We start from the raw sequence: 25,018 nt of genomic DNA on the forward strand, positions 1-25,018 counted from the left end.
TTCTATGTAAGATTTAATTCCGAAAGAACATTTCCTTCATACAATTAAGGCGACAATTAGTTTTGATTTTATTAAGGAAAAGCTATCCTTTTTTAAAAGGATAGCTTTTTCAGAGTGTTGGGAAACCCTTTAGGGTTCCCAACACTCTGGAATCTTTTTTGATTTTAGCGAAAGAAAACAACAAAAAATAGTAGAATTTAGAAAAATAGCCCTCCACCAACCCCTTTTTGGTTAGATGGAGGGCTATTTTTTTCATGTTTTGACAAGCGGCGGTGAGGTAAGCCTGCATTTGGACAGATTTCAGCCCTCGAAACCGAGCATATCGATAGCCATGTAGTTCTTTTGCATCCGCAAAGCTTCGCTCTATAGTTGAACATCGTACTTTATACAACTTTTTCCCTGTAGCTGTTAGTTTGTTTTTTCTAGCGATATCTTTATATTTCTCCCATATATGATGGGTGATAACTTTTTGTTTTTGTTTCTTTGAAAAGCATACCTCACGTAGCGGACAAACAGCGCAGTCTTCTGGATTCGATTTATATTGACGATATCCTTCGCGATCCGTTGTCGCATATTCTAAAATACATCCCATCGGACAAGCAAATGCATTCATTTCTTCTACATATTTAAATTGGCTTTTCGGTACTTCTTTATTTCTCTTTCCAAATCGGCGATACCCCATCACCATAAATATATTTCTTTCTGATAACTTCTTACAGATATATCCTGTAAAATAGCCTGCATCAAGAGCTACAGCTTCCACTTCAAACCCGAATTTATCAACTTGAGCTTGTAGACGTGCTAAATACGGCTCGGAATCTGCCATATTTCCAGCCGTTATATAGGTATCTGTAATAATATTGTACTTCGCATCAGTCGTACGATGATCTAAAAAATGAAAACCGTTCGGTTTTCCATCTCTCATTAAAAATCCACTATCTGGATCCGTTGTACTTATCCGAGTTTTTTTAGTAGGGGTATCACTTTCCTTTCTAGGTTTTAATTCTTTTTTCCGTGCGCCTCACGATCTTCGATTACCGCAGCTTCTAGTTCATCTATATAGAACTTTGCCTTTTCTTTTTTATATTTATGTACAAATTTATTTTTATTGGCATTGGCCTTAATGTGTGTGGAATCTGTCATCAACGCACGTCCTCCTACCATACGGCGCTCCGTCGCTTGTCTCACAATCTCATCAAAAATTTCTTCGAAAATATTTGTATGAACGAAACGAGTACGGCGATTCCAACTGATTGTAGAATGATCTGGAATTGTATCTGATAGAGAGAACCCTAAAAACCAACGGTAGGCAATGTTCGTTTTAATCTCCTTTTCCAATTGACGCTCAGAACGAATACCATAAAAATATCCAATAAACATCATCTTAAATAAAACGATAGGATGGATTGACGGACGGCCATTGTTTTCACAATAATAAGGGCGTAACTTCTCCTCAATAAAATCAAAACTAATTGTCGCTTCAATCGCACGAAGGAAATGATCTTGTGGAACCAATTCTTCTACAGAAACAGATACACGCTCGTCGCGATGATTTTTTAAAGCACCCATCATAAGAAATCTCTCCTTTTCCTCTTTTTTATCAGTGTTGACACATAAAAAGAGGTTCAGACACAAAAATAGGCTGTGGAGAAGGCTTTCTCCACAGCCTGGAAAAGCTATCCTTTTTTAAAAGGATAGCTTTTTTTCTTGAACGAATAAATATTCAAAAGAATGTCGCATCTTTCTATTCATATTTCTGCTATAATATATAACGCTTTATAATATTTTATACTTAAGGAGAACAACTCATGAAGCGAAAGAAGAGCCGTTTAATGGTAATGGCACTTGTTACCGCTTTATTATTAACAGCTTGTAATAATAAAGCGAATAAAAGTGAAACAGAGGCAAAAAAACAAGTATTAAATGTAACAGTATCAGAAGAAATTCCTTCTCTTGATACTGCGAAAACGATGGATGGTACATCAGCACATGTTATGCAAAACATATTTGAAGGGTTGTATGTATTAGATGATCAAGATCAGCCTATTCCAGCAGTAGCAAAATCGTTTAAAAGAAGTGAAGATGGTAAAAAATATACATTTGATTTGCGTAAAGATGCAAAATGGTCAAATGGAGACAGTGTGACAGCAAATGATTTTATGTTTGCATGGAAACGTGCAATTAATTCTGAAACAGCGTCTCAATATGCGTACATGCTCTTTTACGTGAAAAATGCGAAAGAGATAAATAAGGGAACAATGCCTCTTGATGAACTTGGGGTTAAAGTTATAAATGATTATAAGTTAGAAGTGGAACTCGAACAGCCAATTCCTTATTTTTTACAGTTGTTAGCACTACCTATTTACTTACCACAGCATGAATCATTTTTGAAAGAACAAGGAAAGAATTATGCATTGGAACCTAGTAATCTCATATATAATGGGCCATTTGTATTAGAGAAATGGAAGCATGAACAAGAGTTTCAATTAAAGAAGAATGCTACATATTGGGATCAAAAGAAAGTGAAATTAGACGAAATAAACTTTCAAATTGTAAAAGATACAATGACGGTTGTTAATTTATACGAAGCTGGTGATTTGGATCGAGTGCCTATTAATTCGCAATTTGTAGACAAGTATAAAGGGAATAAGGAATTACATATGTCAAGCGATCCTGGAATTGCTATGCTACGTTTTAATGAGAAAAATAATGCGTTAGCAAATAAGAAAGTACGTCAATCTATTTCATTAGCGTTAAATAAGAAGGATTTTGTTACTCACTTTATTAATAACGGGGCAAAACCTGCAAGTGGACTTGTACCAGTTGGTCATGTAAATGAAGAGACTGGTAAAGATTTTAGAAAAGAAAACGGAGATCTTTCTCCATATGATTTGCAAAATGCGAAAAAGATTTGGGAAGAAGCGAAAAAAGAACTTGGAGTAGAACAAATAAAACTCGAGTTTTTAACGTTTGAACAAGATAACGCAAAACGTATGGCGGAATATATAAAAGGTGACTTAGAGAAGAATTTGCATGGATTAACGATACAAATTAAACAACAGCCATTTAAGCAGAAATTACAATTAGAACAAACAGGTGATTACGATATATCTATGGTAAATTGGGGACCAGATTATAAAGATCCAATTAGTTATTTAGAGCTATTTACGACAAATAATCCAAATAATAAAATGAATTATTCTAATCCTCATTACGATGAGCTAATAAAAAAGCTAAAAATGATCTTATACTAGATCAAAAGAAAAGATGGGAAGCGTTGCGAGAAGCTGAGCAGGTCATATTAGAGGACGCTGCGGTAGCACCGCTTTATCATATTGGTTCCGCTTATGTACAAAAGGATTATGTAAAAGGAATTGAAAAGCATCAATTTGGTGGCGTTTATACTTATAAGAATGCTTATATCGATAATAAGTAAAACTATTAATCAAAAAAGAAACCTTACTTTTAAAAGTGAGGTTTCTTTTTTGGAATTATATCTATTAAACGGATTTTAATAAAGAATAAAAATTCGTATCATATGGGATATCATCTTGATACATATAGTTTTTTAGAATCCCTTCTTTTTCAAATCCTAATTTTAATAGCACTTTATTTGAAGCTTCGTTTTCAAGAAATACAATTGCCCCGATACGTTTTAAATGAAGCGTATGGAAGCCATAAGATATAATTTCAGAAACTGCCTCAGTAGCATATCCATTTCCCCAGTGTTCAGGCAAAAAGGCATAACTTATATTTGCTCGTTTATGTTCGGAAGACCAATCATGAAAACCAATTGTTCCGATGAGCCCTTTCTTGTCTTTTAATTCGATTCCCCATTTAATGCCGCTTCTTGCGTTGTACCCCAATTTAAAATTAGTAAGGATTTGTTTTACTTGATCCAAATTTTGCAATGGTTTTTGGCCATAATGGCGCAGGACATCGGTATTAGAAAAGCACTGTAATATACTCGGTGCATCTTCGTCGGTAAGTTCTCGTAAAATGAGTCGGTTGGTTTTTAATATAGGAAACATGCTTTCACTCCATTTCTTATGAAACTAGAATGTATTTGTTATTATATAATTTAATCTGAAAATAAAGATTATTCAAGGGGTAAGGATGATTTTGAATCTATGGCTGTTAATCATATTTATTTACGACTAGATGAATCGGGGGTATTTTTGTTTCTTACACAAGTCGGTAACTCAGGAAGTTCAAGTGAACCACATTTACATATCCATCATCAAAGGCAGGATCCATCCAAGGTGAGTATGTTTTTCACTGAAGGCTTACCACTTTATTTTCGAACTGAAAAAGGTGCGATAATGCCGGAAAGAGGGACATACATAAGTGGTAAGTAGAAGGAAATCATTTCATACAAAAAGGGTATTCCAAATCAAATTTGGAATACCCTTTTTTATTAACCTACAAATGTTTGATACAGTAAGAAAATATTTAAAACGATAATAAGTGCAGCGATTAACCACGCGATAAATGTTGTAATGCGATGGTTGACGAGTGCACCCATAATCTTCTTATTACTTGTAAACATAATAAGTGGTACTAATGCAAAGGCAATACCGAAAGATAAGACAACTTGACTCATAACGAGAGCGTAAGTTGGATTTACACCTAAAGCGATAATAACGAGAGGCGGAATCATTGTTATAAATCGGCGTAAGTATAACGGAATATGCATTCGAATGAATCCTTGCATAATAATATCACCAGACATCGTACCAACAGAAGAACTAGATAAACCTGCTGATAAAAGTCCAATCCCAAATAATGCAGCCGATACAGGACCGACTAAATTACTGAACTGGTTAAAAGCAACATCAAGGTCTTCAACGTGCAAGCCGTTTTTAAAGAATAGTGCAGCTGCTACAATTAACATACTTGCATTAATTGCTCCAGCGATAACCATTGCAATAATAATATCGATGAATTCGAAGCGGAAAATCTTTTTCTTTTGTTCATCATTTGTTCCGACTACACGGCGCTGCGTTAAGGCCGAATGTAAATATATCGCGTGCGGCATCACTGTCGCACCTAAAATTCCAGCTGCTAAAAGGATGCTATCTACACCTTGGAATTTTGGAGTGAAAAGTCCGGAGAGTAGAGGGCTTAATTCCGGTTTTGCGTAAAAGACTTGGATACCAAAAGCGATAACAACGATAAAAATCATACCTGTTATGATAGCTTCTAATGGACGAAAGCCTCTGCGTTGAAATTCAAGAATAATAAATGATCCAACTGCTGTAATTAAAGCAGCTGGTAACATCGGAATTCCAAATAGTAAGTATAAGCCAAGTGCTGCCCCGATAAATTCAGCTAAATCTGTAGCCATAATAACGAGTTCCCCTTGTATCCATAAACCGATGGAAACTGGTTTGGGGAAGTTTTCGCGAGCTACTTCAGGAAGATTTCTCCCAGTAGCGATTCCTAATTTAGCTGATAAAGTTTGAATTAATACAGCCATTAAATTAGAAGCGAGTATTACCCAAAGCAATAAATACCCATATTGTGATCCAGCTGCGATATTTGTAGCGAAGTTCCCAGGATCAATATAAGCAACTGATGCGATGAAAGCAGGTCCTAAGAATGGTAACAGTCTTTTAAAGCCTTTTGTTTGTCCACTTAACGCTAAATGGGCTGATTGAACTGTTGTACTTTGAGAAGGGACTTGTTCATTTTTTGTTATATCTTTATTCATATTAGTATTCCCCTTTGAAATCTTAACTTAATTAAAGTTTCACTTTATTCTTACTCGTTATTTCAATACGTTTAGATATATGATGTGGCAATTTCATTTGAACATAAAAGTTTCCTTAATGCAAATTATATGACTGTGTGCAATGAATGGTGTGACGATACAAAAATATTTTGGGAGTTTATGGTTGCTGAATAAGGGAGAAGATAATAAATTATAGGGTTGTTTTTGAAATTTATGTGAACATACAGCCTATATTACAGCATATTAATTGATGGAAATGAAATTGTATGATATATAATATATTGGGATTACAACCTAACCGTAGTGTTTTGTTCTGTAATCTTGTTTTTATTTCTGTTAACTTATAGAAAAAATTGTAAATAGAAGAAAATAGGCTACGTATAATTTTGTATATATTTTCTTATTATATATGTTTTGATATGAACGTTAACTTATACATGATTTTAAAATTTAGATAGGTGGTAGAAATACATTGGCAACTACAAAACCATATAGAGTATTACTATATTACATGTACACAACAATTGAAAACCCAGAAGAATTTGCTGAACAGCATTTAGAATTTTGTAAATCACTTGAGTTAAAAGGAAGAATTCTTGTAGCGACAGAAGGAATTAACGGAACTTGTTCTGGTACTGTTGAGCAAACAGAAAAATACGTGGAAGCGATGAACAATGACCCACGTTTTGCTGGAATCGTGTTTAAAATTGATGAGGCGGATGAACATGCATTCAAGAAAATGCACGTACGTCCTCGTTCAGAGTTAGTTACACTTCGTCTAGAAGACGACATTAACCCGAAAGAAATTACCGGGAAGTATTTAGAACCAAAAGATTTTTATGAGGCAATGAAACAAGAAGATACAGTTATCATTGATGCACGAAATGATTATGAATTTGATTTAGGACACTTCAAAGGTGCGATTAAACCAGATATTGAATCATTCCGTGAATTACCAGATTGGATTAGAGAAAATAAAGAAACACTTGAAGGTAAAAAGATTTTAACGTACTGTACAGGGGGAATTCGTTGTGAGAAGTTCTCTGGTTGGTTAGTTCGTGAAGGTTATGAAGATGTAAGTCAGCTTCATGGCGGAATTGTAACGTACGGAAAAGATCCAGAAGTACAAGGTGAACTTTGGGATGGTCAATGTTACGTATTTGATGAGCGTATCGCTGTACCAGTAAACCAAAGAGAACATGTTATCGTTGGTAAAGATCACTTTACAGGTGAACCTTGTGAGCGCTATGTAAACTGTGCAAACCCTGAATGTAACAAGAAAATTTTATGTTCTGAAGAAAGTGAAGCAAAACATTTACGTGCATGTTCTCATGAATGTCGTGTACACCCACGTAACCGTTACATCGTGCAACACGAATTAACAGAAGAGCAAGTAGCTGCTACATTAGAAAAAATCGAAGCAGGTAAGTAAGCAAAATTAGCTTAATAAAAAAACAGATGGTAGCATCGTAAAATGTACCCTACAGAATAGACACTGAAAAAAAAGTCTATTCTATAGGGTATTTCTTGTATAATGAGAGAAAATTGGGATCGGAGAAAGTTCAAAATGACAAAAAAGCTATTTACAGAAAGAGACATTCAAATTCTATCAAATAACCCCTACATAAAATCTGTAAGTCAGAAAGGTATCACTTATACAGATGAATTTAAGCGTATTTTTATTGAGGAAAATGAGAAAGGAAAACTACCTCGAAATATTTTTGAAGAATGTGGTTTTGATATAGATATGATTGGAATGAAACGAATTATGTCATCAGGAAGTAGGTGGCGTGCTGCTTACAGAAAAAATGGTGTATTTGGTTTGCGAGATACACGCACCCAAAACGCGGGCGCGGGAAGAACTCTTGAGAGAGAGCTTACGTTAGAAGAGAAGTATGCTCGTTTAGAAGCCGAACGGAACTTACTAAAGGCAGAAAATGAATTGTTAAAAAAGATCAAACTTATGGAAGGGAGGATGAGAAGGAAATAACGTTATCACCTAGTCAGAAATATATCCTGATTCGTTCTGTCATCATAAAATATAACTTAAGAAATATGGTGAATTATTTGTGTAAAGTAGCTGGTGTATCCCGTTCGGGATACTATAATTATTTTTCCATTTCATCTCAAGAACAACGGAAACAAAAGAACAATCAAGATGAAATCGTGAAAGAAATCATATTAAAAGCACTTCGATTTAGAAATCGAAAGAAAGGGGCTCGTCAAATAAAAATGACATTGGTGGGTCATTTTCAAGTTGTCTACAATTTAAAGCGTATCCGTAGAATCATGAAAAAATATGAGATTGTCTGTCCGATTCGGAAAGCAAATCCTTATAAAAGAATGCTGAAAGCTTCAAAAGAACATCGAGTAGTGCCGAATCAATTAAATCGAGAATTTAAACAAAACACCCCAGGAAAAACGCTTCTTACAGATATCACTTATTTAGTTTACGGTAAGAATAAAAGAGCTTATTTATCTACAATTTTAGATGGCTCAACCAATGAAATTTTAGCTTACCATGTTTCAGAACAGATGACATTAGACCTCGTAACAACAACTCTTCATAAACTAAAACGGAATAAGAGGATTCGATTGACTGAAGGTGCATATATTCATTCAGATCAAGGAGCCCACTACACAAGCCCTACCTACCAAAAATTAGTCAAAAAGCTAAAGCTCGGACAATCTATGTCAAGAAGAGGGAACTGTTGGGATAACGCTCCACAAGAATCATTTTTTGGTCATCTGAAAGATGAAGCACATATAAAACCTTGCGAGTCTTTTACTGAGTTGAAACAAGAGATTAAGAAATATATGACGTACTATAATCACTATAGATATCAATGGAATTTAAAAAAGATGACTCCTGTTGGATACAGAAATCATCTTCTTGATGTTGCCTAACTTTTTTAAAAATGTCCTTTACAAAGGGTACAGATTATCGTGCTGCCATCTGTTTTTTAGTTACTTTGTACTATCCTTCTCTTTCACAGCAGAAAGTACAGTTTGTTTTACCCATGCTTTTCTTCTTTTATGTTGTACACTCCATTGGTATAAACTTTGTATACCTAAAATAAGTGAAATGACTATACCGCTAATCGCTATTAATAGAGCGAAAAATTCAAAAGGCGATGATATTTTGTTTGAATCGGTGTTTCTTAAAAGGTCAATCATAGTAAACCCTAACATTTGGCCTACAACAGAATAGAGCGTTAAAATTAATAATAAGAGGCTATCTTTTTTTGAAGCAACATTTTCTTGATATTTAAATAAACTATCGAGATTTTGTTTCGCGTTCGTGTACAGTACTTCAATGTTAAAAAGTTTTCTTAGACGAAAGAAAATATCTTCACTTTGTGATTGGGATACTAATTCTAAAGAAAAATAATTAGCTGTAAACGAATTTATTGAATAAATTAATTTCTCTATCTCATTTGTATCTTGTTCAATATTTAATTCAGCATAGGCGTTTGCCATCTTTAATAAAACAACTTTATGAAATAAATTTAATAATAAAGCGTAATAAAACTCCCCGTACATTTGGCTAGCAAGTTTAGTGACTGCTTGTTCACCTTCATTTGTAATACATGTGAAAATATGTTCTTCCATAATAAAGTAACGGTTAGGAGCCCATCTTTGATAAGAATGTTTTGTTAAATAATTGTGAATATAAGGAACATTATTTGCACTAATATATGGCTTACCATCATCTGATAATCCAGAAAGACTGGAAGCTCGATATACATCGATTATATGAAGGTCTGACTCTTTGTTTATGGATAATAGAGTTTGTACATACATTCGCTGGTCTTCAAAGAAAGGGAATGTTTGAAAGTAAGAACTCCGCAATCTCTTGTTCTCAAAGAAGTCTGTTAAACCATGAAATAAATCACCGAATATAAGTTTTTCTACTTGTGAATATTTTTTTCCATCACATTCAATACAAATAGTCTCAGTCGTATCACTTTTAGTTTCAAGTACACGGAAGCGAGCCGCGAATTCAATTGCTTCTGATAATGTCATGTTAGGAGCGGTTTTTATTTCTGTCCGAATTGTTAAGAACCCAAGCTCATAAGGACAAAGTGTTACATCAATAGAATGTATCTTGAATGGAACGGAAATAAGGTTAGTTGTTAAATGTCCATTTAAATTAAGGTCTTTAGAATAGCGCTGTAATCCTTTTTGATGTTCTGAATGAGGAAAGAGAATTTTATTTGTAAAGGAAAGATAGTATGCTTCCATATTTTGATGTGAAACTTGAAATTTCCCGTAATATGTATTTTCATCTTCAAGATGATCGAGTCGAAAAGGTCGAAAATCATTTTTTTGTAAGAAAGGGAACATATTTTGTTCATATCCAGTTTTAAACGAAAACGGGAATATAAATTGAAATATAGCTGTTGTTACATCTTTTTCCTCGATTGTTTGTATTGCCTCCATTTACATTGTTTCCTTTCCGTATAAGCTATAGAAACAACATGCCCAATTTTTCTTGAAAATAACCTCTCTTGTTCATTAGATTAAGAATGAAAATTCAGCTTATTTAACAAGGGACATGTATAATGTTATGTATACTAAAATTAGTATAATTGTGTTAGAAAAAGGGGGATGTTGTATGCGTATTTTAGTATTAGGAGCTGGGGGCGTTGGCGGATTTTTCGGTGGCCGATTAGTAGAAAAGGGAGAAGATGTTACATTTCTCGTTCGCAGCAAAAGAAAACAGCAATTAGAAGAAAAAGGCCTTGTTATTCGTAGTGTTAATGGAGATTTTTCATTTCAACCGAAATTGGTAACGAAAGAAGATAGAACGACTCCATTTGATGTGATTTTATTTTCAACAAAAGCGTATCATTTACACGAGGCGACCATAGATTTAAAGCCGTTTGTAGGTAAAAATACTGTAATAATCCCATTGTTAAATGGTATCGCTCATTTATCACTATTACAAAAGGAATTCGGTGAAGAGAAAGTAATTGGCGGTCTATGCTTTATCGAGACGACATTAAACGATCAGGGAGAAATTGTACAAACGAGTGCTGCCAACAGACTTGTATTTGGGGAAATTAAGCCTCAAGATTCAGAGAGAATAAAGCTTATTTCTAAAACATTTGCAGATACAAAAGCTAGTTTTGTTTTAAGTGAAAATATTGTGCAAGATATGTGGCATAAATATTTATTTATCACCGTAATGTCAGGTGTGACAACATTAATGCGTGCGCCGATAGGACCGATTCGTGAGAGTGATGGAGGCCGAGAATTTATTAGGAACTTATTTGAAGAATCAGTGCAAATCATGAAATCTATGGGGGCTCCAGTTAAGGACAATATCGCCCAGGAACATATGAAAACGATTGATAAAATTTCGTATGACATGAAGTCATCGATGCAACGGGATATGGAAAAAGGTTCGCTCATTGAAGGGAAGCATTTACAAGGATACTTATTGAAATTAGCAGAGGAAATGTCTATAGATGTGCCTTTATTAAGTGTTGTGTATCAAAATTTAAAGGTATATGAAAAAATGATTTTTACTAAAGAAATGGTATGAAAAAGAGTAAAGGATAGCAAAATATAAATGTTGCTATCCTTTTTTTGTTTCTTTTTGACAATTTATTCGTTTCTTTTCGGTTTATCTGTCGTATTTCGTTCTCTTTCACGTTTACCATATAGCTGATTAATTTCATTTGCTACTGCATCTAAATAGGAATCGGAAAAAAGTGGCTTCTTTTCTTTAGACATACGGGACTCCTTTGTGGATTTTTAGTATTCATTATGTATATTTTTCGGTGGATTATGCGCAATCGTTTTAATTTTTTTCTTTTTTAAAATTTTTGTTTACTTTTTGAAAATAAAGGAGTATTATAATCCACAGTTTCAATTTTCTAAATCGCTGAAGCCGCATGGTGCGGGGGACCCGTTCTTATGGATTAGTACATAATCCAATGGGGTGAATCCTTGAAAAAGGTAGGGCTACTCATAGGCCCGAATCCGACAGCTAACCTCGTAAGCGTTATATTGAGAAGGAAGGTGGAGCTTGTGCGACAAAAAAAATAATGTCTACAAGTCTATTTCGTTATGGCTTGTAGACATTTTTGTTTTCTGAAGAAATAGTTTATCGCTGTAACTAGCAGAATCGTTCGTACAAAATTATTGGAGAGTGGACAGCATTGGTTTCATCTATTAAAAGATTTTTAATTGGAAGACCGTTAAAATCAACTGAGTTAGGAGAGCAAAAGCTTAATAAAACGAAGGCGCTAGCCATTTTATCTTCTGACGCATTGTCATCGGTTGCATACGGACCAGAGCAAATATTAATTGCACTAGCAGGTCTTGGAGCAATAGCTTATTGGTATTCCATTCCGATAGCTGTTGGGGTATTAGTATTATTGACAGCTCTTATTTTATCTTATCGACAAATTATTTTTGCTTACCCTCATGGCGGCGGAGCATATGTTGTATCAAAAGAAAATTTAGGGATGAATCCGGGATTAATAGCTGGAGGATCTTTATTAGTCGATTACATTTTAACTGTTGCAGTAAGTGTGTCCGCAGGTACAGATGCGCTCACATCAGCTTTTCCTAGTTTACATGCACATAATGTAATCATTGCGATTATATTTGTCATATTGATTACCATCTTAAATTTAAGAGGCGTAACGGAATCAGCTTCCGTTTTAGCATATCCGGTTTATTTATTCGTTGTAGCATTATTTATATTAATTGGTGTAGGAATATATAATATTTTGACTGGTCACGTTTCACCCACGCTGCATTCGCCAATTGGAACACCAGTTGCGGGAATTAGTTTGTTCTTACTGTTACGAGCATTTGCTTCAGGAAGCTCTGCTTTAACGGGTGTTGAGGCGATATCTAACGCAATTCCAAACTTTAAAGATCCTGCACCTAACAATGCAGCGAAAACATTGCTTGCAATGGGTGCATTACTTGCAGTTTTATTTTCTGGAATTGTCTTTTTAGCTTATTATTACGGAATTAATCCAAGTAAGGAAGTAACAGTCGTTTCACAAATTGCTGAACAAACTTTTGGACGTAATTTCATGTACTATTTCATACAAGGTACAACAGCTTTAATATTAATTCTTGCGGCTAACACAGGTTATTCTGCATTTCCACTATTAGCGGTTAATCTTGCAAAAGATAAGTTCATACCGAGAATGTTTACGATTAGAGGAGACCGCCTAGGTTATTCAAACGGTATTATTATACTTGGGATTTCTTCGATTATTTTAATTGTAGCTTTTCAGGGGAAAACAGAACACTTGATTCCGCTATATGCAGTAGGGGTATTTATTCCGTTTACACTTTCTCAAACTGGAATGGTACTAAAATGGCTTCGTGAAAAGCCTGAAGGATGGGCTTTAAGATTAACGGTTAATTTAATTGGTGCAGTCATTAGTTTTATCGTTATGAGCATGTTCTTTTTAACTAAGTTCGCACAAGTTTGGTCAATCCTTATTTTCTTACCTTTCATTATCTTCTTGTTCCATCGAATTAAGAAGCATTATGATGCAGTGGGCGATCAATTAAGTTTAAAAACTTGTGAACCACTTGTTCCGATTAAAGGGAATGTAATTGTCGTTCCAGTAGCTGGTATGACTCATGTAGTAGAAAATTCATTGAACTATGCTAAGGCTCTTTCTGCAGATCAAGTTATCGCTGTATATGTTGCTTTTGACAGAGAAGAGGAAAAGAAATTTGAAGAGAAATGGGAGAAGTGGCAACCTGAAGTAAGGCTTGTTACATTACATTCTCATTATAGAAGCATTATTCAGCCGCTTACAAAATTTATTGACACAGTGCAATATAAAGCGAGTGAATCAAATTACCGAGTTACGGTCGTTATACCACAGTTTATTCCGAAAAAAGGTTGGCATAACATTCTTCATAATCAGTCTAGTTTACTCATTCGTGCGTATTTACTCTATAAAAGAAATGTTGTTATTACGACAGTACCGTATCATTTGAAAAAGTAAGGGAATTTTTTAAGGATAACTTCACGAAAGTGAAGTTATCCTTTTTGTGTATATGCTATGCATAATTGCATATGGATTTAAAAAATATATTAGTATAATTTTAATAGCTATGAATATGTAGTGTTTCCTGTTGTGGTATATAGATAGTTTAATCGAGAAAGTGAATTGAATTTTATTTTGGGATAAGGACATGAGAGCTTGAAAATAAAGGGAATTAAAATACTTCTTTACGTTATATAAATAGCTGTGTTTAAATGACCTTACAGTACAAAACTTACATGAAAACAAAACGAAATTTCATACTTTCACACGTTAATTAGTTTAAAATGAATAATATTTTCATGTAATATATTCACTGTGTGAATGTGGAAATCGCAATAAAATAGAAAATTTATACAGTTTTATTCATACTAAGCACATATGAAAAGTTATGAAGTGTTTTATAACAATAAGTAAGTACTGTAGAAATAAAGTTTGAGAGAGGTGGTTCGTACATAACTCACGGTGAGAACGTTCTCTATTTTTAACCATCTCAAATCATTTGCAAGAAAATAGAATACTAAAATGCGATAGTAATAGTTGCTAATACATAGGAGGAGTTAAAGTGAAAAAGACTTTAATTACAGGGTTATTGGTTACAGCAGTATCTACGAGTTGCTTCGTTCCTGTAAGCGCTTACGCTAAGGAGGGGCAAACAGAAGTGAAAACAGTATATGCGCAAAATGTAATTGCTCCAAATACATTATCCAATTCAATTAGAATGTTAGGATCACAGTCACCGCTTATACAAGCATACGGATTAGTTATTTTGCAACAGCCAGACATTAAGGTAAACGCTATGAGTAGTTTAACGAATCATCAAAAATTTGCAAAAACGAATGTACGAGAGTGGATTGATGAATATAATCCGAAGCTAATCGACTTAAATCAAGAGATGATGAGATACAGCACTAGATTTAATAGCTATTATAGTAAGCTCTATGAACTAGCAGGAAAAGTAAATGAAGATGAACAGGCAAAAGCAGATTTTACAAACGCATATGGAAAATTACAATTGCAAGTCCAAAGCATTCAAGAGAGTATGGAGCAAGATTTATTAGAGTTAAATCGATTTAAAACGGTATTAGACAAAGATAGTAATAACTTATCAACTAAAGCTGATGAAGCAATAAAAACACTGCAAGGATCAAGTGGAGATATTGTGAAATTAAGAGAAGACATAAAAAGAATTCAAGGGGAAATTCAAGCTGAACTAACTACTATTTTGAATAGACCACAAGAAATTATTAAAGGTTCTATTAATATCGGTAAACAAGTATTTACAATTACAAATCAAACTGCACAAACGAAAACAATCGACTTTGTTTCTATCGGTACTTTAAGTAATGAAATTGTAAATGCTGCAGATAGTCAAACGAGGGAAGCAGCTCTTCGTATTCAACAAAAGCAAAAAGAGTTATTACCGCTAATTCAGAAGTTATCACAAACTGAATTAGAGGCGACTCAAATTACATTTGTTGAAGATCAAGTAAGCAGCTTTACAGAACTAATTGATCGCCAAATTACAACTTTAGAAACGTTATTAACGGATTGGAAAGTTTTAAATAATAATATGATCCAAATTCAAACAAATATTGAAGAAGGCACGTATACAGACAGTAGTTTACTTCAAAAACATTTCAATCAACTTAAAAAAGTAAGTGATGAAATGAATAAGCAAACAAATCAATTTGAAGATTACGTTACAAACGTTGAAGTACATTAAACAGAAAAATAATTAGCGATATAGGGAGAGAAGAAAAATGACAAAAAAACCATATAAAGTAATGGCTCTATCAGCACTTATGGCAGTATTTGCAGCAGGGAATATTATGCCGGCCCATACGTATGCAGCTGAAAGTACAGTGAAACAAGCTCCAGTTCATGCTGTAGCAAAAGCTTATAATGACTACGAAGAATATTCATTAGGACCAGAAGGCCTGAAAGATGCAATGGAAAGAACAGGTTCAAACGCTTTAGTAATGGATCTGTACGCTTTAACAATTATTAAACAAGGTAATGTTAACTTTGGTAATGTATCGTCTGTTGATGCGGCTTTAAAAGGGAAAGTGATTCAGCACCAGGATACAGCTAGAGGAAATGCGAAGCAATGGTTAGATGTATTAAAACCACAGCTTATTTCAACGAATCAAAATATTATTAATTACAATACGAAATTCCAAAACTATTATGATACTTTAGTTGCTGCGGTTGATGCAAAGGATAAAGCAACTCTTACGAAAGGTCTAACTAGATTATCAAGTAGTATTACTGAAAATAAAGCGCAAGTAGATCAGTTAGTAGAAGACTTAAAGAAATTCCGAAATAAAATGACGTCGGATACTCAAAATTTCAAGGGAGATGCAAATCAAATTACATCTATATTAGCTAGTCAAGATGCTGGAATTCCGCTTCTGCAAAATCAAATTACAACGTACAATGAAGCGATTAGTAAATATAATGCAATTATTATCGGTTCATCAGTTGCGACAGCTCTAGGGCCAATTGCAATTATCGGTGGTGCAGTAGTTATTGCTACAGGTGCAGGAACGCCGCTAGGAGTCGCGTTAATTGCAGGTGGTGCAGCAGCTGTAGGTGGTGGAACAGCTGGAATCGTATTAGCGAAGAAAGAGCTTGATAATGCACAGGCAGAAATTCAAAAGATAACAGGACAAGTTACAACTGCCCAATTAGAAGTGGCAGGACTAACGAACATTAAAACACAAACTGAGTATTTAACAAACACAATTGATACAGCAATTACAGCGTTGCAAAATATTTCAAACCAATGGTATACAATGGGATCGAAATATAATTCATTACTTCAAAATGTAGACTCTATTAGTCCAAACGACCTTGTTTTCATTAAGGAAGACTTGAATATAGCTAAAGATAGCTGGAAAAACATTAAAGACTATGCAGAAAAGATTTATGCTGAAGATATTAAAGTAGTAGATACGAAAAAAGCATAATTGAATAAGAATCGTAAGAGCGTTAAGTATTAATGAATGAGTTGAAGCTCCTGTTCAGTTGTGAGCAGGAGCTTTTGATATCCTTTAAAGAGAATAGGTGAAAAGTATGGAGAAAAGATTTTATAAGAAATGTCTTTTAGCAATAATGATTGCTGGAGTGGCAACGAGTAATGTGCTTCCTTTACATCCTTTTGCAGCGGAACAAAACGTAAAAACATTGCAAGAAAATGCGAAAAATTATTCTCTCGGACCAGCAGGGTTCCAAGATGTAATGGGGCAAACGACATCGAGCATATTCGCAATGGATTCATATGCAAAATTAATTCAAAATCAACAAGAGACTGATTTGAGTAAAATAAGTTCAATTAATGGTAATTTAAGAGGGAATATGATTCAGCATCAAAAAGATGCAAAAATTAATGCGGCATATTGGTTAAATAATATGAAGCCTCAAATTATGAAAACGGATCAAAATATTATTGATTACAACAATACTTTTCAAGCGTACTATAGTGACATGCTATTAGCGATTGATCAAAAAGATAGCGTAAAGTTAAAAGCGGATTTAGAAAAGTTGTATGCGGACATTTTAAAGAATCAAAATGAGGTAGATGTATTATTAGGGAATTTGAAAGCTTTTCGCGATAGAATGGCGAAAGACACAAATAGTTTTAAAGAGGATACAAATCAATTAACAGCGATTTTGGCAAGTACGAATGCTGGTATTCCAGCATTAGAGCAACAAATAAATACATATAATGATTCGATTAAAAAGAGTAATGATATGGTTATCGCTGGTGGTGTACTTTGCGTAGCGCTAATAACATGTCTTGCTGGCGGACCGATGATTGCGATTGCGAAAAAAGATATTGCAAATGCAGAACGAGAAATAGCCAGTTTAAAGAATAGAATTTCAGGAGCACAAGCAGAAGTGGCAATTTTGACAGATGTGAAAAATAAAACGACTAATATGACAGAAACAATTGATGCAGCAATTACAGCACTGCAAAACATATCAAATCAGTGGTATACGGTAGGTGCGAAATATAATAATTTACTACAAAACGTAAAAGGAATGAGTCCAGAAGAATTTACGTTTATAAAAGAAGATTTAAATACAGCGAAAGATAGCTGGAAGGATGTAAAAGATTATACAGAAAAATTACATGAGGGTGTGACGAAATAAACAGTGGACTAGTTCCGCTGTTTATTTTTTATCCCGTTTTTTGTGAGAGAGAGCTTGTAATTTTACCCATAAGTTTGCCGTGCATTTTATCAATGTAACTTTAGGATAATGTTTGGTCAAATTGATACTAATAACCTTGATAAACTCTTGATCACGCTTTTTATATTTAATATTTTAAGTAAAAAAGCTATACTATAGGCAAAACTAAAAATTGGAAAGGAAATACTAGAACATGGAAAATTATTTGTTATTTATCCTTACAGCAATCCTAATCATAATAATGCCTGGTCCCGGTTTTGCTTTAGTTACAAAAAACACTATCTCGCATGGTAAAAATGGTGGGATAAAGACCGTCTTAGGAACGGTATCTGGAATGATGATTCATACAATAATGGCTACGCTAGGACTCTCTGCCATCCTAATGAAATTCTCTATGTTATTTACATTTATAAAATATGCTGGAGCTTTTTATTTAATTTACTTAGCTGTAAAGTCAATTAAAAGTGCCTTACATAAAAAAGAAGATATGTCAGGTTCAGTGGAAATGAACTCTAAGGATATTGGAACGATTAAAAGTTTTAGACAAGGATTTACCACGGCAATCTTAAACCCAAAAACTGCTGTGTTTTTCCTAAGTTTTCTACCCCAATTTATTGTGAGCAATCAAAGTCATCTCTTCCAATTTCTTTTGTTAGGACTCACATTTACGACTTTGACAGCAATATGGTATTTACTTTATATCTCACTAATACGTCAATTAAGAACTTTTTTAAGAAAAGAAAAAGTGAACCGTACAATAGAAGGTATTACTGGCACAGTATTATTAGTATTTGGAGTTAGATTGTTTTTCCAAAAATAAATATGTATATGAAAAGAGAAATAATCAATGGTGGTTATTTCTCTTATTCACTTATTCTAAAACTACCATTATAGATTTCTAGAGGTGAGATGATTTTTTGTTGGGTATTTATGTTACTATCACTGTAAAAATTGTGAAGAAATGTACTTAAACTAACGGGGCAGGATAGTTGAATAAAAATATTTTTATAAGTTAAATTTATTGAATATCATAAAATATTTATAATTAAACTTTTTTCTAAATCAACACTCGATGGCGAGGTGGTGTTACCTCAAATATAATTATTTTATTTGAAGATTTCATTTTAATTTTTTCAAATCTTTTCATAGGTTGATATACAAAGACGTGTAGTGATAAGCCTATAACTGCAGTAATGTTTAAAATAATACTTATAATCATTAAAGACCATTCTATAACTGGAGAAAAGTATCCGTTCGTACTTAATGTAGAAGAACTTACATCTAGTATTAAAATAACTATTAGTATAAAGGTAAGTTTTTAACCAATTTGAATCCCCCCTTTTAAGAGTAATATCTTCATATCATTATATCTGAAAAATAAATTATATAATTGATTATAAGATAGTTATCTATGAGAATTTAACTTGTTTTTTCGTTTTGGGGTGTTAAAAAATTCTTAAGTTGATGGGCATGGGATAGCACACCATGCCTATGAACTTAAGAACAGAAACTTACGCTTGAACATAATATCAAATTTAGATGAGCAAAGCTATTTCAAGTGAATAGAATCCACTCTTTAAGAATACATAAAATATATACATACAAGCTTAGTCTGATCACTACATCATTAGTGAAAGTAGGATTCTATAGATTTTGGAGGAAGAGATATGAAAAAAAAGGTTCTCCTGTTTACAGATTTGGGGATTGATGATGCGTTTGCTATACTGTACACTTTTTTTCGTAAAGACATTCAACTTGTAGGAATTGTAGCCGATTATGGAAATGTATCCAGAGAAAATGCAATAAGAAATATTAACTATTTGAAGTACATTGCGGGAAGAGAAGAGATACCCGTATTCCTTGGTGCTTCTGTACCGTTGACAGGTATATTGATTCAGTATTTCCCTGAGGTACATGGAAAAGTCGGATTAGGACCTATCATTCCCCCTGAAATTTCATATCCAGTTTATCCTTTAAATGATATTTATCAAATTATAGAATCAAATTTAGAAGATCTTACAATTATCAATTTAGGAAGACTTTCTTCGCTAGCTACGACTTTTGTGTTGAATTTAGAAACAATGCGAAACGTAAGAGAATGCATTTGCATGGGGGGAGCTTTTTTCTATCCAGGTAACGTAACTGCTGTGGCTGAAGCTAACTTTTACTCAGACCCTTATGCAGCAAACTTAATTCTGCAGCATGCAAAGAACTTGACAATTATTCCTTTAAATGTGACTCAACATGCGATTGTTACACCCGAAATGGTCCAGCAAATTGATGCATTTCATCGGAATACACAGGACCTTGCAGGACTCATCATCAAACCTATGTTAGACTATTATTATAAATTCTACTCCAAGTCTAATCCTGGTATAAGTGGAAGCCCTATGCATGATTTTGTAACAGTGTGGTATTTGCTGAATCAAGAGGCTGTTGGCCTTTCAAGAGTACCCATTAAAGTAATTCCTGATCAAGGAGAAGGATTTGGTCAAAGTATTGCAGACTTTCGTTTTGCTACTAATCCAGGCTATAAAGCGCATAATGTAGCTTTTCAGCTTGATTATGAAAGATTCAAGAAGGATATTATGGAAACGTTTTTAAAGAAGAGAGTGTAACAGACTTTATTAACTTCAGATAATAGGGATTATGTGAATGAAATGCCACTTCACTTAACGTACAGGAATTCGACTTTTTTAAGTTAAAATTCGCTTACTTCTCAAAGTAATTAACTGTAGTGAAAGAAAATTTTTATTTTGGGGGTACATTAAAACTTTAGCTTGACGGGCAGGGGGTCTCGTCACATGCCTATCAAGCTAAGAAATTAGTTGTTCTCCAAAACGAAAAAATTAACTAAATCCCCATAAATAACTATAGGAAGATAAAAACACTGTAGCTTTCGAATAAAGTTTGATCAAAATTATGTAGTTGTTTGGTGATAATAAAATTGTTTCATTTATAATAAAATCATTTAAAAATTAATAAAGTTATTCAATTTATTCTGACGGTAATAATAAAGTAATTAAAAAGTGAAAATATTTGTTTGGAAAATACGTTTACTCATTTGCGATATTTACGTACCATGAAACAACTAATTACACTGTCTATAACTGAAATTCTCTTTGATTTCGAATGCCTTACAAACAAAAAAATAGCACTAATGTTCGTGTGAAGGTATAATTATAAGTATCTTAAAATCAAAGGAGGTCTTGCCTTATGAGTCAAAGAATTTCCTACTATGATGTTGCACCTGATGGCATGAAAATTATGATGGATATGGAGAAGTACACTAAGAAATCTACAATTAATCGAATTACTAGAGAACTTATAAAGATTAGAGTCTCTCAAATTAACGGTTGTGCTTTCTGCATGGATATGCATACATCAGATGCCCGTAAGATAGGTGAAACCGAACAACGAATTTATTGCTTGAATGCTTGGAATGAATGTGATTTTTATACACCTGAAGAGAAAGTTGCTCTTGAACTATCTGAGCATATTACTCTAATTCCCACTAAAAGAGTTCCTGAAGACCTATATAAGCGAGTACGTGAACACTATGACGAGAAACAATATGTTGACCTTGTTCTGGTAATTAATCAAATCAACAGTTGGAATAGAATTTCTATTGCAATGGGAAATACAGCAACTAAAAAATAATTGCTCTCAACGAACGGTAAATAAGAATAAAATTAAAGATGTTAAAAAATCACAATACAATTGTTTCATTTTTCTTTATTACGCAGTTAGCATAAACTGTGACATAACCAAATTTTTGAAATTTATTGGTTCATCCTTTATAGCTTTTATAATAATATTATCTTGAAACACGAAGGGACTGAACTATGCGCAGATATCAATATCTTGACCCCAAAATAAAAACATAATGGAGGTAAAAATATTGATTACAGAACTACAAACCGAAAGATTAGTTTTAAGAAAAATGAAAGTATCAGACTCAGCTAGCATGTTTACAATTTGGGCGGATCCAGAAGTTACAAAATTTATGAATATCAATAGTTTTACTGATGAAAGCCAAGCGGTAGATATGATTAAAATGCTTGATAAGTTATCTCGGGAAAACAGAGCTATTCGTTATTCAATAATTGAATTAGAATCAAATGAAATTATCGGTTCTTGTGGTTATAATTCATTTGATTTCAAAAACGCCAAAGCAGAAATTGGTTACGATATTAGTAAAGCTTTTTGGGGTAAGGGGTATGCGCCAGAAGCCATTCTCTCTTTAATGGATTATGCGTTTAGTACTTTAGAATTCAATAGAATAGAAGCAAAAGTTGAATCTGAAAACATCAATTCAATAAAAGTCTTACAAAAGTTAAACTTTACATTCGAAGGGACAATGAGAAAGTGTGAAAAATCTAGTGAAAAGTTTATTGATCTAAGTATTTATTCAAAATTAATAACAGATTAACTTATATTACTTAGCCTACATTCCTTAAAATGTAGGCTATTAAATACCCTCGAAGCATCCTTAATTGCTATTAATTGAAAGTGAGGGCTACGGCTCTCTTTTTTAATTCACAATTTCTAGTACAATTGAAATAATTAAGAAACGTATAGAGTAATCCGTCCGATCTTAACCACTGAAGAAAAATTAACAGAGGAAGAGATCATGAACTTTGCTGTTGAAATGAGGGAAAAGAAATAGAAGGACACAACTATATAATAAGAAAAGTCTAGAAGATACGTAATATTTAAAAATGAACCGTCTCATAAAGAACATGTAGTAATTTCTACGTGTTCTTTTTTAATAAAAATGAAAGTAAACTGTTAAATAAAAATTTACTTTCAATGTCATATAAGAAGAACAAAAAATAAGTCGTCTTTTGCTCTTAACAGGGTCTTACCAGCGGCATCCGTTACTTTAGAAACACTCCTATGAGATATAATTATTGATGGTATTTTTTAGGTGATATACTGGAGGTAGATTACTCATCTAATGATGAAGGGAGGTTTACGCGTATGGAAGTAACATTTACAGTAAGTAAATGGGATGAAAAGCCAGTCAATGACACTAGAAAAGATTTCCCTATTAATATTGCCCATGTCGAATATGATATTGACGGTGAATTAAAAGGAAAAGCTTTTGTTGAATATTTATTATATTATTTAGAATCAACTATAGATGATGGTCACTTGGCTACTGCTAAAATTTCTGGATTTTTACATTTCGAAGGAATTTATAAGGGAAAACGAGGGACATTTACAGCTATAGAGCAAGGGATATTTGATAAAGGAAATCTAGATTCCCCTGCAACAATCATCAAAGCTACTGGTGAATTAGAAAGCCTGAAAGGGTCCTATAATTATAAGTTTACAGGTCAAACCAGTAAAATGATTCTAGACTTTGAATTCTAACAAAATATCTTATAATTTAGCAAAAAGGGCATCCACTGTAATACCAGGAATGTCCTTTTTAAAACTAAATTATACCGAAAAACAAGACTCGAAATTTTCAATGGGAGGAAATGATATGAGGATCACGATACAAGAATATGTGGTCAATGAAATAGATTCAGGACCATATGGAATAACCGTAGGAAAAGACGGAGCATTGTGGTTTACGGAACAGAAAGGGAATCAAATTGGTAGAATAAATGCTACTGGTGAAATAAATTCTTTTCCCATTCCGACAGCAAATGCAGGAGCTATGTCAATTATCTCGGACCAGACCGGTGACTTATGGTTTACGGAATATAACTCAAGCAAGATCGGTAAAATGTCGATGAACGGTCTTTTTGAAGAATATGTACTCCCTACAACGAACGCTGCACCTTTTGGCATAACGGAAGGCCCAGATGGAGCAATATGGTTTACAGAAATGAATAATGGTAGGATCGGAAGAATAACAAAGTCAGGGGAAATCACCGAGTTTGAATTGCCTAACTCCAAATCATTTCCCTCTTTTATTACTCTGGGATCAGACGGTGCATTATGGTTTACACAGAATCAGAACAATAGGATTGGGAGAATAACCACTAAAGGTGAGGTCAAAGAATATCCAATCCCAACACCCAACTCCGGGCCAGTTGGAATTGCGAGCGGACCAGATGGAGCAATATGGTTTGTGCAAATCATAGGCAATAAAATTGGTAGAATTACGTTCGAAGGTGAGATCAAAGAATTTGTTATACCGACGCCGAACGCTCGTCCTCATGCCATAATACCTGGGAAGAACAGAGATCTTTGGTTCACAGAATGGGGAGGTAACCAAATCAGCCGTATTACAGTTGAAGGAGTTATTAAGGAATATACGATACCTACAAATAATGCAGAGCCACATGGTATCACGTTTTGTCCGGATGGCGATCTTTGGTTCGCTGAAGAGTGTAATCAAATTGGACGTCTAACAATCATTACGTAATAGGGATATCGTCCATCGCTATCAAGCTCAGAAAAGTAAATATCCCATCACCATCAAGTTAAGAATTTGGTTGCTCCCCAAAACGAAAAAATGTGCTTTTTTGTTACAAGTAGCACAAAATTTCGTTCTGGGGGTACTATAAAATTTTAGCTTGATGGCTATGGAGTCTCGCCATCAAAACGTGAATTTCGCACGCTAAGGAATTTCTATGTTAAAAAACTTGGTTTTACCGTACGTTAAGGAAGTTCAATAAACGATATTTAATGTTTGTTATTGGAGGGTTTTGTTATTGTTACTACAGAAAGAACAAAAAGAATGAATTAAATATGAATCGATTTATCCCGCTATTTGCGGGCAGTAAGACTCCCACCTCAAAATTCGGTGAATGCGAGGAAGTTAGGTGGGAGTTGGACTGCCCGTTAAAGCCCGATTGGTGAGGGAAAATAATCAGTGGGGGATGGACAAAACCCCCACTGATTAAAGTTTCACTTTATCTGATTCAAGATCATTTGTATCGAGTGTATGAAGCTGAAAAATAAAAGTTTCATTGTAAATCCTAAGTGGAGTAGAAGTTTAGGTTGATAAATAAGGGAGTCGAAATTTCTTGCATAAAGCTGTATAATGCTTGTAACGAAAGGGAAATACAGGAAAGGATTTGTAATGAGG

At 33.8% G+C, this 25,018-nt stretch carries 18 protein-coding genes, 3 pseudogenes and 1 riboswitch; of the genes and pseudogenes, 15 read left to right on the forward strand and 6 right to left on the reverse strand.

Annotated features, from left to right (window positions below; genetic code table 11):
- Positions 1-109: 109 nt before the first annotated feature.
- Positions 110-1,572 (reverse strand): IS1182 family transposase gene (locus tag JFU23_RS24855; protein WP_374191743.1). Its coding sequence is split into 2 segments (ribosomal slippage): positions 110-1,011 and positions 1,011-1,572, totalling 1,464 coding nucleotides; the frame shifts between segments, so codons are not numbered across the junction.
- Positions 1,573-1,808: 236 nt separating this feature from the next.
- On the opposite strand from JFU23_RS24855, the pseudogene JFU23_RS24860 reads away from it, so the two are divergent.
- A pseudogene (locus JFU23_RS24860) lies at positions 1,809-3,436 on the forward strand (peptide ABC transporter substrate-binding protein).
- 64 nt (positions 3,437-3,500) lie between these two features.
- Here JFU23_RS24860 and JFU23_RS24865 read toward each other — a convergent pair.
- Positions 3,501-4,031 (reverse strand): GNAT family N-acetyltransferase, encoded by a 531-nt coding sequence (locus JFU23_RS24865; protein ID WP_002126807.1) that lies wholly within the window; start codon positions 4,029-4,031, stop codon positions 3,501-3,503.
- A 54-nt stretch (positions 4,032-4,085) separates the two neighbouring features.
- On the opposite strand from JFU23_RS24865, the pseudogene JFU23_RS24870 reads away from it, so the two are divergent.
- Positions 4,086-4,358: pseudogene (locus JFU23_RS24870) on the forward strand (M23 family peptidase); the annotation flags it as partial.
- Between the two features lie 59 nt (positions 4,359-4,417).
- Here the strand turns inward: JFU23_RS24870 and JFU23_RS24875 are convergent.
- The gene (locus JFU23_RS24875) at positions 4,418-5,713 is read right to left on the reverse strand and encodes an Nramp family divalent metal transporter (protein WP_016103141.1); all 1,296 of its coding nucleotides are present in this window, start codon (positions 5,711-5,713) and stop codon (positions 4,418-4,420) included.
- 493 nt (positions 5,714-6,206) lie between these two features.
- On the opposite strand from JFU23_RS24875, the gene trhO reads away from it, so the two are divergent.
- Positions 6,207-7,166 carry an oxygen-dependent tRNA uridine(34) hydroxylase TrhO gene (gene trhO, locus JFU23_RS24880; RefSeq protein ID WP_201032969.1) on the forward strand — a complete coding sequence of 320 codons (960 nt, stop codon included), beginning with the start codon at positions 6,207-6,209 and terminating at the stop codon, positions 7,164-7,166.
- 135 nt (positions 7,167-7,301) lie between these two features.
- Positions 7,302-8,641, forward strand: a protein-coding gene (locus JFU23_RS24885; RefSeq protein WP_201032970.1) for an IS3 family transposase whose coding sequence is annotated in 2 segments (ribosomal slippage) — positions 7,302-7,695 and positions 7,695-8,641 — 1,341 coding nt in all. Because the reading frame shifts where the segments join, the coding sequence is not laid out codon by codon here.
- A gap of 60 nt (positions 8,642-8,701) precedes the next feature.
- Here JFU23_RS24885 and JFU23_RS24890 read toward each other — a convergent pair.
- Positions 8,702-10,177, reverse strand: coding sequence for a hypothetical protein (locus tag JFU23_RS24890; protein ID WP_078185667.1), 1,476 nt, complete (start codon positions 10,175-10,177; stop codon positions 8,702-8,704).
- 175 nt (positions 10,178-10,352) lie between these two features.
- Here JFU23_RS24890 and panE point away from each other — a divergent pair, with 175 nt between their 5' ends.
- Positions 10,353-11,285: a 2-dehydropantoate 2-reductase gene (panE, locus tag JFU23_RS24895; RefSeq protein ID WP_061675695.1), complete on the forward strand. Its 933-nt coding sequence runs from the start codon at positions 10,353-10,355 to the stop codon at positions 11,283-11,285.
- A 62-nt stretch (positions 11,286-11,347) separates the two neighbouring features.
- On the opposite strand, the gene JFU23_RS30965 is transcribed toward panE, so the two are convergent.
- Positions 11,348-11,476 carry a hypothetical protein gene (locus JFU23_RS30965; RefSeq protein WP_002086273.1) on the reverse strand — a complete coding sequence of 43 codons (129 nt, stop codon included), beginning with the start codon at positions 11,474-11,476 and terminating at the stop codon, positions 11,348-11,350.
- A 139-nt stretch (positions 11,477-11,615) separates the two neighbouring features.
- Positions 11,616-11,762: riboswitch (cyclic di-AMP (ydaO/yuaA leader) on the forward strand.
- Between the two features lie 142 nt (positions 11,763-11,904).
- On the opposite strand from JFU23_RS30965, the gene JFU23_RS24900 reads away from it, so the two are divergent.
- The 5 genes from JFU23_RS24900 (at position 11,905) to JFU23_RS24920 (ending at position 18,787) form a co-directional block, all read left to right on the forward strand.
- On the forward strand, positions 11,905-13,731 hold the full coding sequence (locus tag JFU23_RS24900) for an APC family permease (protein WP_201032971.1): 1,827 nt from the start codon (positions 11,905-11,907) through the stop codon (positions 13,729-13,731).
- 604 nt (positions 13,732-14,335) lie between these two features.
- Positions 14,336-15,496 (forward strand): non-hemolytic enterotoxin NHE subunit A, encoded by a 1,161-nt coding sequence (nheA, locus tag JFU23_RS24905; protein ID WP_201032972.1) that lies wholly within the window; start codon positions 14,336-14,338, stop codon positions 15,494-15,496.
- Positions 15,497-15,533: 37 nt separating this feature from the next.
- Complete coding sequence (gene nheB, locus JFU23_RS24910; RefSeq protein ID WP_201032973.1) at positions 15,534-16,742, forward strand: non-hemolytic enterotoxin NHE subunit B; 1,209 nt, start codon at positions 15,534-15,536, stop codon at positions 16,740-16,742.
- Positions 16,743-16,848: 106 nt separating this feature from the next.
- Entirely contained in the window at positions 16,849-17,928 is a 1,080-nt protein-coding gene (gene nheC, locus JFU23_RS24915) for a non-hemolytic enterotoxin subunit C (protein ID WP_201032974.1), read from the forward strand.
- Positions 17,929-18,160: 232 nt separating this feature from the next.
- The gene (locus tag JFU23_RS24920) at positions 18,161-18,787 is read left to right on the forward strand and encodes a LysE family translocator (RefSeq protein ID WP_201032975.1); all 627 of its coding nucleotides are present in this window, start codon (positions 18,161-18,163) and stop codon (positions 18,785-18,787) included.
- A 237-nt stretch (positions 18,788-19,024) separates the two neighbouring features.
- On the opposite strand, the pseudogene JFU23_RS24925 reads toward JFU23_RS24920, so the two are convergent.
- Positions 19,025-19,293, reverse strand: a pseudogene (locus tag JFU23_RS24925) (hypothetical protein).
- A 341-nt stretch (positions 19,294-19,634) separates the two neighbouring features.
- On the opposite strand from JFU23_RS24925, the gene JFU23_RS24930 reads away from it, so the two are divergent.
- The 5 genes from JFU23_RS24930 (at position 19,635) to JFU23_RS24950 (ending at position 24,352) form a co-directional block, all read left to right on the forward strand.
- Positions 19,635-20,585 (forward strand): nucleoside hydrolase, encoded by a 951-nt coding sequence (locus JFU23_RS24930; RefSeq protein ID WP_002158329.1) that lies wholly within the window; start codon positions 19,635-19,637, stop codon positions 20,583-20,585.
- A 598-nt stretch (positions 20,586-21,183) separates the two neighbouring features.
- Entirely contained in the window at positions 21,184-21,627 is a 444-nt protein-coding gene (locus tag JFU23_RS24935; RefSeq protein ID WP_000083030.1) for a carboxymuconolactone decarboxylase family protein, read from the forward strand.
- A 241-nt stretch (positions 21,628-21,868) separates the two neighbouring features.
- Positions 21,869-22,399: a GNAT family N-acetyltransferase gene (locus JFU23_RS24940; protein ID WP_201032976.1), complete on the forward strand. Its 531-nt coding sequence runs from the start codon at positions 21,869-21,871 to the stop codon at positions 22,397-22,399.
- Between the two features lie 551 nt (positions 22,400-22,950).
- Positions 22,951-23,346 (forward strand): DUF3224 domain-containing protein, encoded by a 396-nt coding sequence (locus JFU23_RS24945; protein WP_078174465.1) that lies wholly within the window; start codon positions 22,951-22,953, stop codon positions 23,344-23,346.
- Between the two features lie 115 nt (positions 23,347-23,461).
- Positions 23,462-24,352, forward strand: coding sequence for a Vgb family protein (locus JFU23_RS24950; protein ID WP_201032977.1), 891 nt, complete (start codon positions 23,462-23,464; stop codon positions 24,350-24,352).
- Positions 24,353-25,018 lie beyond the last annotated feature (666 nt).

The sequence above is a fragment of the Bacillus sp. TH50 genome (assembly GCF_016650565.1).
Lineage (GTDB): Bacteria > Bacillota > Bacilli > Bacillales > Bacillaceae_G > Bacillus_A > Bacillus_A mycoides.